General features: G+C 71.2%; 11 protein-coding genes. 5 read left to right on the forward strand and 6 right to left on the reverse strand.

The features are described 5' to 3' along the window. Positions 1 to 40: 40 nt before the first annotated feature. Positions 41 to 1,231, reverse strand: a complete 1,191-nt coding sequence (locus tag Q4I23_RS02030; RefSeq protein ID WP_498525131.1) for a penicillin-binding protein activator — start codon at positions 1,229 to 1,231, stop codon at positions 41 to 43. Here Q4I23_RS02030 and rsmI point away from each other — a divergent pair. From rsmI to gshB, 4 genes are read left to right on the forward strand one after another with little or no spacing between them, the layout of a single operon-like run. Beyond that, the gene (rsmI, locus tag Q4I23_RS02035; protein ID WP_498525132.1) at positions 1,225 to 2,166 is read left to right on the forward strand and encodes a 16S rRNA (cytidine(1402)-2'-O)-methyltransferase; all 942 of its coding nucleotides are present in this window, start codon (positions 1,225 to 1,227) and stop codon (positions 2,164 to 2,166) included. The two genes, Q4I23_RS02030 and rsmI, sit on opposite strands and share 7 nt — an antisense overlap. After that, entirely contained in the window at positions 2,163 to 2,531 is a 369-nt protein-coding gene (locus Q4I23_RS02040; protein ID WP_114861151.1) for a YraN family protein, read from the forward strand. The genes rsmI and Q4I23_RS02040 overlap by 4 nt, the downstream gene beginning before the upstream one ends. Positions 2,532 to 2,564: 33 nt before the next feature. After that, positions 2,565 to 3,398, forward strand: coding sequence for a SirB1 family protein (locus Q4I23_RS02045; protein ID WP_498525133.1), 834 nt, complete (start codon positions 2,565 to 2,567; stop codon positions 3,396 to 3,398). A gap of 35 nt (positions 3,399 to 3,433) precedes the next feature. Then, positions 3,434 to 4,402: a glutathione synthase gene (gene gshB, locus Q4I23_RS02050; RefSeq protein WP_498525134.1), complete on the forward strand. Its 969-nt coding sequence runs from the start codon at positions 3,434 to 3,436 to the stop codon at positions 4,400 to 4,402. Positions 4,403 to 4,430: 28 nt separating this feature from the next. On the opposite strand, the gene Q4I23_RS02055 is transcribed toward gshB, so the two are convergent. Further along, positions 4,431 to 5,324: an SDR family oxidoreductase gene (locus Q4I23_RS02055; RefSeq protein ID WP_498525135.1), complete on the reverse strand. Its 894-nt coding sequence runs from the start codon at positions 5,322 to 5,324 to the stop codon at positions 4,431 to 4,433. Positions 5,325 to 5,406: 82 nt separating this feature from the next. On the opposite strand from Q4I23_RS02055, the gene Q4I23_RS02060 reads away from it, so the two are divergent. After that, on the forward strand, positions 5,407 to 6,258 hold the full coding sequence (locus Q4I23_RS02060) for a helix-turn-helix transcriptional regulator (protein ID WP_498525136.1): 852 nt from the start codon (positions 5,407 to 5,409) through the stop codon (positions 6,256 to 6,258). A gap of 4 nt (positions 6,259 to 6,262) precedes the next feature. Here Q4I23_RS02060 and Q4I23_RS02065 read toward each other — a convergent pair whose 3' ends face one another. From Q4I23_RS02065 to rdgB, 4 genes are all read right to left on the reverse strand, one after another. Next, the gene (locus tag Q4I23_RS02065) at positions 6,263 to 6,769 is read right to left on the reverse strand and encodes a dihydrofolate reductase (protein WP_498525137.1); all 507 of its coding nucleotides are present in this window, start codon (positions 6,767 to 6,769) and stop codon (positions 6,263 to 6,265) included. Positions 6,770 to 6,802: 33 nt separating this feature from the next. Beyond that, positions 6,803 to 8,494, reverse strand: coding sequence for a methyl-accepting chemotaxis protein (locus tag Q4I23_RS02070; RefSeq protein WP_498525138.1), 1,692 nt, complete (start codon positions 8,492 to 8,494; stop codon positions 6,803 to 6,805). Positions 8,495 to 8,682: 188 nt separating this feature from the next. After that, positions 8,683 to 9,849, reverse strand: coding sequence for a radical SAM family heme chaperone HemW (hemW, locus tag Q4I23_RS02075; RefSeq protein WP_498525139.1), 1,167 nt, complete (start codon positions 9,847 to 9,849; stop codon positions 8,683 to 8,685). Then, on the reverse strand, positions 9,837 to 10,439 hold the full coding sequence (gene rdgB / locus Q4I23_RS02080) for an RdgB/HAM1 family non-canonical purine NTP pyrophosphatase (protein ID WP_454020333.1): 603 nt from the start codon (positions 10,437 to 10,439) through the stop codon (positions 9,837 to 9,839). Before rdgB ends, hemW begins: the two co-directional genes overlap by 13 nt. Positions 10,440 to 10,498 lie beyond the last annotated feature (59 nt).

Raw genomic sequence — 10,498 nt, forward strand, 5'->3', positions numbered from 1 at the left:
GCCTTCGAGGTTAAGAACTTTCTGTTTCAGCGCTTTGCGATCACTGCCCCAGCACTTCGAAGCTGGACGGGGCGGGATCGATCACGCGTGGGCCGCCGGGGGTGACCTCCAGAACGGCCAGACCGCGCTCCACGACGCCGTCGGCGCGCAGGCGGAAGACGCCGTCCATGCCTTCGAAGCCGTTGGGGTTGTTCAGCGCCGCGCGGTCGAAGCGGCCCGACGCGTCGGGCATCTTGGCCAGCACCGCGGCGATGGCCGTTGCGTCGTAGGACAGGGTGGCGATGCGCGGCGGCTTGCGCCCATAGGTCCTCTCGAAGCGCGCCTCGAAGTCGGCGCGGCTCTGCGGGGACGGGGCGGCGAACCAGGCGCCGGCCAAAGCGGGTTCCTGGCCCAGGCCGGGTTCGTCCCACAGGCCGGTGCCGAGCAGCTTGACCTGCTGGGTGTTCAGCCCGTTGGCCGACAGCGCCGACGCCAGGCCCTGGGCGCGCGGCCCGCCTTCGGCCAGCATGACCGCCTGCGGCTGCACGCCGGCCTGGGTCACCTGCCGCGCCGGCTGGGCGAGATCGGTCACCGCCGGGTCGTAGCGCTCGACCTGCGCCACCTGCCCGCCGAACTGGCGCGAGGCGGCCTGCACGGCGTTGACCACGGCGTCGCCATAGGCGGTGCGCGGGGCCAGCGCGACGTAGCGCGTCGCACCGCGCGAGCGGGCGAAGCCGATCACGCGGGTGACCTGATCGGCGGGCACGAAGCCCAGCACGTAGGTGCCGTTGCCGGCCTGGGTCCAATCGTTGGTGAAGGCCAGAACGTCCACGCCCGCGGCCTGGGCGACCGGCTTCACCGCCGCCACGTCGGCGGCGAACAGCGGGCCGAGGATCAGGCTCGCCCCCTCGGCGATCGCCTGCCGCGCCGCATCGGCGGCGCCGGTGGGCGTGCCCTTGGTGTCGCGGGGCAGCAGCTCGAACCGGTCACCGGCCAGATCGAACAGCGCCATCTGCGCCGACTCCAGCATGGCCTGCCCGATGGCGGCGCTGGACCCGGACAGCGGCAGCAGGATCGCCACCTTCAGGGTCTGCGGGGCGGCCGGAACGGCGGCGACGGGCGCTTGCGGCGCTTGAGTCGGCGGCGCCGGGGCCTTTACAGTCGAGCAGGCCGAAAGCGTGCCAACGACCAACAGGGCGGCGGCAGCCCGCTGCCCCCAAGCGCGCGAGAAAGGTGTCGTCAAGCGTGCCACCAACGATCTCCACATCCGGTCCGGCGCCCGAACCCGTTTCCGGGCCCGGCGTCTCTGGTGACGCTGAAGGTAGCGAGCCGAGGGCCGCAAGTAAACTCGGCGCCGGCCTTTATGTGGTCGCCACCCCCATCGGCAACGCCGCCGACATCACGCTGCGCGCGCTCGACACGCTGCGCCGCGCCGATGCCATCGCCTGCGAGGACACGCGGGTGACGGCGAAGCTGATGGGCATCCATGGCATCCACACGCCCTTCGTCTCCTATCATGAACACAACGCGGCGAAGATGCGTCCGGTCCTCATCGGCCGCATGAAAGCGGGCGAATCCATCGCGCTGGTCACCGACGCCGGCACGCCGCTGGTCTCCGACCCCGGCTACAAGCTGGTGCGCGAGTGCGTGGCGGAGGGGGTGGCGGTCACCACGCTGCCCGGCGCCTCCGCCCCGCTGGTGGCGCTGGTGCTGTCCGGCCTGCCGACCGACCGCTTCCTGTTCGCCGGCTTCCTGCCGAACAAGAGCAGCGCGCGGCGCGCCACCGCCGGGGAACTGAAGAACGTTCCGGCCACGCTGGTCTTCTTCGAGTCGCCGCAGCGCCTGCCCGAGTCACTGGCCGACCTCGCCGACATCCTCGGCGCGCGCGAGGCCGCGGTGGCGCGGGAACTGACCAAGCTCTACGAGGAGGTGCGGCGCGGCACCCTGCCGGAGCTGGCCGCCCACTACGCCGAGGCCGGGCCGCCGAAGGGCGAGGTCGTGCTGGTGATCGGTCCGCCCGGCGAGGAGGCCACCCCGAGCGAGGCCGACGTGGACGCCCTGCTGCGCGAGGCGTTGACCCGCCTGTCGGTCCGCGACGCCGCCGCCGACGTGGCCGCCCGCACCGGCCAGAACAAGCGCGCCGTCTACGCCCGCGCGCTGGAGCTGTCGCGGGAGGGGAAACCATGAGCGCTCCGGGTGCGCTGCGCCGCCGGGCGGAGAATTACGGCCGCTACGCCGAGCAGCTCTGCCGGCTGGCGCTGCGGCTGAAGGGTTACCGCATCCTGGAAAGCCGCCTGCGCACACCCATGGGAGAGATCGACATCGTGGCCCGGCGGGGCGACACTCTGGCGATCGTCGAGGTCAAGGCCCGCGGCGACTGGGACACCGCGAACGAGGCGGTCAACGCCCGTCAGCGGGGCCGCCTCGCCCGCGCCGCCCACGCCTATCTGGGGGCCAACCCGCAGTATGCGGGCTATGTCTTGCGCTTCGACGTCATGCTCGTTACCCCTTGGTCCTGGCCGCGCCACGTGCCGGACGCGTGGCGGGCCTGACGCGAAGGCTGAAGAAGAGGAAGGACGCCGCCCGTGACCAGCCGCGCCGAGGCCCGTGACATCCTGCGCCGCGTGGGGCAGCAGCCGGACGAGCAGATCGATCTGGCCGAAGCCGCCCTGGCGCTGGGCGCGCTGGAGGTGCCGGGCGCCGCGCTGGCCGACTACCGCCGCCACCTCGCCGACATCGCCCACGATCTGGCGGAGCGCGTCTCGCCCACCCTCGACGGGCTGGAGGCCCGCGTCTCCTGGCTGCACGAGGTCATCGTGGAGCGCCACGGCTACGCCGGCGACCACGAGACCTACGACGACCTGCAGAACGCCAACCTGCTCCGCGTCATCGACCGCCGCCGCGGCCTGCCGGTGGCGCTGGGCATCCTGTACCTGCACGCCGCCCGCTCGCAGGGCTGGACGATGCTGGGGCTGAACTTCCCCGGCCATTTCCTGGTGCGGCTGGAGGCCGACGGCGCCCGCGCCATCCTCGACCCCTTCAACGAGGGGCAGGTGCGCACCGCCGTGGACCTGCGTGACCTGCTGAAGGCCACCGCCGGCAGCGCCGCGGAGCTGGAGCCCGGCCATTACCAGACGGTGTCCAACCGCGAGATCCTGCTGCGGCTGCAGAACAACATCAAGCTGCGCCACCTCTCCGCCCGCGATGTGCCGCGCGCGCTGGAGGTGCTGGAGGCGATGCGGCTGTTCGCCCCGGCCGAGGCGTCGCTGTGGCGGGAGACCGGCCTTCTGGAGGCCCACAACGGCAACCTCGCCGCCGCCATCGCCGCGCTGGAAACCTTCCTGGAGCTGACCGCCAGCGAACGGCACCGCCATCAGGTCGCCGCGCTGATCCAGCAGCTCAAGAACCAACTGAACTGACCCCACTTCAAAAGCCCGTTTCGGAGACCCGCAGGATGAGCCTCGCCGTCGCCTTCCAGATGGACCCCATCGAGTCCATCAACATCGACACCGACTCGAGCTTCATGATGGCGCTTGAGGCGCAGAAGCGCGGGCACACGCTCTACCACTACCACCCGCGCGACCTCAGCCTGACCGGCAACGTCCTGACCGCCCGCCTGCGCGAGATGACCGTGGTCCGCCAGAAGGGCGCCCACTACACGCTGGGCGAGCCGCGGATCGTCGACCTGTCGACCATGGACGTGGTGCTGATGCGCCAGGACCCGCCCTTCGACATGGCCTACATCACCGCCACCCACATGCTGGAGCACATCCAGCCCAAGGTGCTGGTGCTGAACGACCCGGCGGAGGTGCGCAACGCGCCGGAGAAACTGTTCGTCACCCATTTCCCTGACCTGATGCCGCCGACGCTGATCACCAGCGACAAGCAGGCCGTCCTGGACTTCCGGGCGCAGCACAAGGACATCATCGTCAAGCCGCTGTTCGGCAACGGCGGGGCCGGCGTCTTCCACCTGAAGCCGGACGACGAGAATCTCGGTTCGCTGCTGGAACTCTTCACCCAGCTCTATCGCGAGCCGGTGATCGTGCAGAAGTACCTGCCGGAGATCCGCCAAGGCGACAAGCGCATCATCCTGATCGACGGCGAGCCCGCCGGCGCCGTCAGCCGCATGCCCCAGGAGGGCGAGGCCCGCGCCAACTTCCACGCCGGCGGCAGCGCCAAGAAGACGGAGCTGACCCCGCGCGAGCAGGAGATCTGCAAGGCCATCGGTCCGGTGCTGCGCGAGAAGGGTCTGGTCTTCGTCGGGATTGACGTGATCGGCGACTACATGACCGAGATCAACGTGACCTCGCCCACCGGCATCCAGGAGATCAACCGGCTCGACGGGTCGGCGCTGGAGGCCACCCTGTGGGACGCCATCGAGCGCCGCCAGCGCGAGAACAAGGGCGAGAACAAGGGGGCCTGAGGGCCGGAGCCTCCCGCCCCCCGGCCGGTCACTCGGTGAAGTAGCCGGGCTGGCCGAGGTCGGCGACGAGGCCGGTCTCGCGCGGCTCCCACCCCAGCAGGGCGCGGGTGTGGGCGCTGGAGGTCGGGCAATCGACGCCGGCGAAGAAGGCGAACCACCCGAAATGGGCGGTTGCCTCGTCCGGCGTCTTCGACACCACGGGCAGGCCCAGCCGCGCGCCGATGGCCTCGGCGACGCGGCGCAGCGGCACGCCTTCCTCGGCGATGGCGTGGAACGGGCCGCCCTGGGCGCCGGCCTCCAGGGCCAGCCGGTACAGCCGCGCCGCGTCGCGGCGGTGCACCGCCGCCCAGCGGTTCCCACCGTCGCTGATGAAGGCTGAAACGCCGGTCCGGCGGGCGATGTCGTGCAGGATGCGCGCGAAGCCATGGTCGCCCACACCGTGGGTCGAGGGCGGCAGACGCACGACGCCGACGCGGACGCCGCGGGCGGCCAACTCCCCGGCGGCGAGTTCGGTGCGGCGGGGCAGGGCGTCGGAGGGCGGCCGGTGCGGATCGCTCTCGACCGCCACCGGCCCGCGCGCGTCCACGACCGCGCCGGCCGTCACCAGCAGAGGGCGGTCGCTGCCCTCCAGCGCCTCGCCCAGCGCCAGGATCGCCCGATGATCCTCACGGCAGTTGTCGGCGAAGCGCGAAAAATCATGATTGAAGGCGGTGTGGATCACGCCGTCGGCCGCGGACACACCGGCGCGCAGGCTCTCCAGGTCGTCGAGGGAACCGCGGTGGACCTCCGCCCCGGCTGTGGCGAGGGCCACCGCCGCCGCGTCGGAGCGGGCGAGGCCGAGAACGCGGTGCCCGTTGGCGAGCAGCTCCTGGACGATGGCCGAACCGACGAAGCCGGTGGCGCCGGTGACGAAGACACGCATGGGAAACCTCTTCCGATCAGGGTTGGAGGCCACTGTCGGTGCGGGGCTTATCCTGGTAAAGTCGTGACGTTATCGGGGTATAATGACCAACAGGACGGGCCGGCGCGCCATGGCGGAGAACGGATCGGGGGAAAGCAGGCTGGGCGCCTATCTGAAGGATCGCCGGGCGAAGCTCGATCCGGCGGCCTTCGGCTTTTCCGCGGAGCGTCGGCGGACCCGTGGCCTGCGCCGCGAGGAGGTCGCCCAGCGCGCCAACATCAGCACCACCTGGTACACGTGGCTGGAGCAGGGGCGCGGCGGAGCGCCGTCCGCCGACGTGCTGGAGCGCATCGCCCGCGCCCTGATGCTCACCGACGCCGAGCGTGAGCATCTCTTCCTGCTTGGCCTCAACCGTCTGCCGACGCTGCGCTGTCCGGTGGGGGAGGCGGTGACGCCGCGCCTGCAGCGGGTGCTGGACGCGCTGAATCCCAGCCCCGCCCTGATCAAGACGGCGACCTGGGACGTCGTCGCCTGGAACCGCGCCGCCGCCGCGGTGCTGACGGACTACGGCGCCCTGCCGGCGGCCCAGCGCAACATCCTGCGGCTGATCTTCTGCGACCCGCGCGTGCGGGCCGCCCAATTCGATTGGGATGGGGTGGCGCGCTTCGTCGTCGGCGCCTTCCGCGCCGACGCGGCGCGCGCCGGTGCCGACGACGCGGTGCGGGCGCTGGTCGAGGATCTGTCGCGCCAGAGCCCGGAATTCGCCGCCCTGTGGACCGCCAACGACGTGAGCCATTTCGGGGAGGGCGTCAAACGCCTGCGCCACCCCACGCTGGGCACGCTGGAGCTGGAATATTCGGCCTTCGCCGTGGACGGGCGGCCGGACCTGACGATGCTCGTCTACAACCCGGCGAGTCCGGAGGACGCCGAGCGGGTGCGGGCGCTGCTGGCCTGACCCGTCACGCCCCGGCGGTCACGGGGCACCGTGCGAGGTCCACGTACCGGTAATCCAGCCCGTTCTCGGTCAGCAGCGGGCCGCGCTCCGTCTCCACCCACTCCGGCCCCAGCGGCGGCATGACGGTGTCGCCCTCCACATCCCGCTCGACGCGGGTTAGGTGGACGAGGTCGGCGAGCGGCAGGGTTTCGCGGAACAGCTCGGCGCCGCCGATCACGGCGACCTCCGGGACGCCGCGGCCGCGGCACCAGTCCAGCGCCGCGTCGAGGCCGCCGAACCAGCGCGCCCCGTCCCGCTCGCCCGGTGGGACGCTGCGGCTGACCACGAGGTTGTCGCGGCCGGGCAGGGGCTTGCGGGGGAGCGACTCCCAGGTGCGCCGGCCCATCAGGACCGGCTTGCCCATCGTCAGCTCCCGGAAGCGCTTGAGGTCGCCGGGCAGGGACCAGGGCAGGGTGCCGTCGCGGCCGATCACGCCGTTGCGCGCGGCGGCCACCACCAGACGGATGCGCATCCCAACCCCTTTTCCCGGACCGTTCACCCCACCTTACGCCGCGCGGAGCTGCTGAAGGAAGCCCCCGACTTCGCGGTGCAGCGTGTCGAGCTGGTGGCCGAGCTGGCGCGACATCTCCAGCACGTCGCGGGCGGTGGCGCCGCTCTGGGTCGCCGCGCCGGTGACGCCGGTGATGTTGGCCGACACCTCCTGCGTGCCGCCCGCCGCCTCCTGGACGTTGCGGCTGATCTCGCGGGTCGCCGCCCCCTGCTCCTCGACCGCAGAGGCGATGGAGGTCGCGATCTCGTTCACCCGCAGGATCACCTGGGTCACGCCCTGGATCTCGCCGACCGCGTCGCCGGTCACCGTCTGGATGTTGGCGACCTGGGCAGCAATCTCCTCGGTGGCCTTGGCGGTCTGGTTGGCCAGCGCCTTGACCTCGCTCGCCACCACCGCGAAGCCTTTGCCGGCCTCCCCGGCGCGGGCCGCCTCGATCGTCGCGTTCAGCGCCAGCAGGTTGGTCTGGCTGGCGATGTCGTTGATGAGCTGGACGACCGCGCCGATCTTCTGCACCGCGTCGGCCAGCCCGCCGACCTTGTCGTTGGCCCGCCCGCTGAGGGTCACCGCCTCGCCGGCGATGCGCGACGACTCGGCGACCTGACGGCTGATCTCCTGGATCGAGCCGGCCAGCTCTTCCGACGCCGCCGCCACGGTCTGCACGTTGGCGGAGGTCTGTTCTGTCGCCGCGGCGACCGAGGTCGCCAACTCGTCGGTCTGGGCGGCGGCGCGGTTCATCTCGGCCGCGCGCTCCTCCATCGTCGCCGCCGCGTCGGACACGGTGCGGACGACGGCGCCGATGCTCTGCTCGAAGCTGGCGGCCAGCGCCAGCATGGCGCGGCGTTTCTCCTCCTCGGCGCGCTGGGCCGACGCGGCCTGCTCGGCCTCCAGCCGCTGCTTGTCGCGGGCGTTGGTCTGGAAGACCAGCACGGCCTTGGCCATGGCGCCGATCTCGTCGCCGCGCTCCGCCTCCGGAAAGCGGGTGGACAGGTCGCCGTCGGCCAGCGAGCGCATCTTGGCGCCCAGCCCGCGCAGCACCCGGCTGATGTCGGTGCCGACCCAGGCGATCAGACCGACGGCCGGCACCGCCAGCGCCAGGATGACGAAGGCCAGCGTCCGCAGCTGGTCCAGGAAGGCGGCCCGGATGTCGTCAATGAAGATGCCGGTGCCGATGAAGATGTTCCACGGCTCGAAGCCGCGGACATAGCCCAGCTTCACCGCCAAGTCGCTGCCGCCGACCGTGCGCGGCCAGTCGTACTCCAGCAGGCCGTCGCCGGTGGCGCGGACCATGCGGATGAACTCTACGATCATGTGGACGCCGTTGGCCGACTTCAGCGGCTTGACGTCGGCGCCGATCAGCTTCGCGTTGACGTGGGCGAAGCCGTAGCCGTCCATGGTGTGGGCGAAGAGATACTCCTTGCCGCCGGCGTAGCGGATGCCGGCCACCGCGGCCTTGAAGCGGGCCTGCGCCTCCTCGCGGGTGATCTTGCCAGCGGCGGCGTCCGCCTCCAGCGTGGCGGCCAGGGTGACCCCGGTTTCCACGATGCTGTGCAGCGTGTCCAGCCGGTCGGCGTGCATTCGGCTGTAATTGAGATAAAGGCCGGCACCGGCGATGGCGAAGGATGCGACCGAAGCCGCGACGACGAGCGCCCACAGCTTGGCCCGAATGGAAAGCTTCGTGAGGGTCATGGGATGTCTGCCTGAAACTGTCTGCCCTGTCCCGCGTCCCGGCAAGCGGCGGTTGTTTGCCCTTGTCTTTGCCGGGACTCCAAGAATGATCGACAGTCACAGGAAAATCATAAACGGACATATAAAAATGCGGCGCTCGCCGGGGACTGGGCGCCTTTGTCACACCACGTTTCCGGGTATTGGCGCGGTCAGGCCAGAAGAGCCCCCAGAACGGCGTTCAACCGCTGCCGCCCCTCGTGGGTGGCGCGCAACGTGTCCTTGCCGACCTCCAGGAAGCCGCCGGCCACCAGACGCTCCAGCGCGGCGGGATCGACCAGCCCGTCGAGGTCGCGGCCGGTCTCCTCGACCAGCCGGGCGCGGGCCACCCCCTCGCGCAGGCGCAGCCCCATCATCAGCAGCTCCGACCCGCGGGACTCGCGGGCGACCGGCTCGGGCGCGGCGGCGCCGTGGCCGTCGCGCTCCACCCGCTCCAGCCAGATTTCCGGGGCGCGGTGGGCGCGGGTGGCGAACTTCTCGCCGTCCAGCGTCAGCCGGCCGTGGGCGCCGGGACCGACGCCGACGTAATCGCCGTAGCGCCAGTAGGTCAGGTTGTGGCGGCTCTCCTCGCCGGGGCGGGCGTGGTTGGAAATCTCGTAGGCGGGCAGCCCGGCGCGGTCGAGCAGGCTCTGCGTCGCCTCGTAGAGGTCGCCGGCCAGATCCTCGTCGGGCAGCACCAGATCGCCCCGCGCGTGCAGGGGGAAGAAGGCCGTGCCCTCCTCGATGGTCAACTGATAGACCGACAGATGGCCGACCGCGTGGTCGAGCGCGCGGGTCAGCTCCGCCTCCCACGCTGCGACGGACTGGCCGGGGCGGGCGTAGATCAGGTCGAAGCTGAAGCGGGGGAAGGTCCGGGCGGCCAGCACGATGGCGCCGGTCGCCTCGGCCGCGCTGTGCTGGCGGCCGAGGAACTTCAGCGCGGCGTCGTCCAGCGCCTGGATGCCCATCGACAGGCGGTTGACCCCGGCGGCGCGGAAGGCGCGGAACTTGTCGGCCTCGACCGAGGTCGGGTTGGCCTCCAGCGACACTTCCAGGTCGTCGCCGACCGTCCAGCGGGCGGCGATACGCTCCAGCACGGCGCCGACCGTCGCCGGCTCCATCAGTGACGGCGTGCCGCCCCCGAAGAAGACCGAGGTGACTCGGCGGCCGGGCGTTGCGTCCGCGTAATGATCCAGCTCCCGCACCAGCGCGGCGCGCCAGCGGTCATGCTCGACCCGGTCGCGGACGTGGCTGTTGAAGTCGCAGTACGGGCACTTCGCCTTGCAGAAGGGCCAGTGGATGTAGATCCCGAAGCCCGGATCGGGGGTCACTTGAAGCATCGCTCCACAAGCTGGCGGAAGGCGTCGGCCCGGTGGCTCATCTCATGCTTCCTGGCCGGGTCCATCTCGCCGAAGGTGATGTCGTGGCCGTCCGGCCTGAACATCGGATCGTAACCGAAACCATGCGCGCCGCGCGGCGGCCAGACCAGCGTGCCGGGGCAGCGGCCCTCCACCGTCTCGACATGGCCGTCCGGCCAGGCGAGCGACAGGGCGCAGACGAACCAGGCGCGGCGGTCGGTCTGGCCCTTCAGCCCGTCCTCGACCTTGCCCATGGCCATCTGGAAGTCCTTGTCCGGACCGGCCCAGCGGGCGGAGTAGATGCCGGGATCGCCGTTCAGCGCCGGCACCACCATCCCGCTGTCGTCGGCCAGCGCGACATGACCCGCCTTGGCGGCGGCCAGGGCCTTCAGCTCGGCGTTCGCGACGAAGCTGGTCCCCGTCTCCTCCGGCTCCGGCAGGCCAAGCTCGCCCGCGGACACGAAGGACGCGGCGTAGGGGCCGAGCAGAGCCGCGATCTCGCGGACCTTGCCCTTGTTGTGGCTGGCGATCACCAACGTGCCGCCCGTGAAGCGGCGGGGAGGCGTGGTCATGGGGGAGTTCCTTCGATGCTGTCTCTTATACACATCTGACGCTGCCGACGATAATACGC

The organism is Azospirillum sp. UFLA03-27 (genome assembly GCF_059803775.1).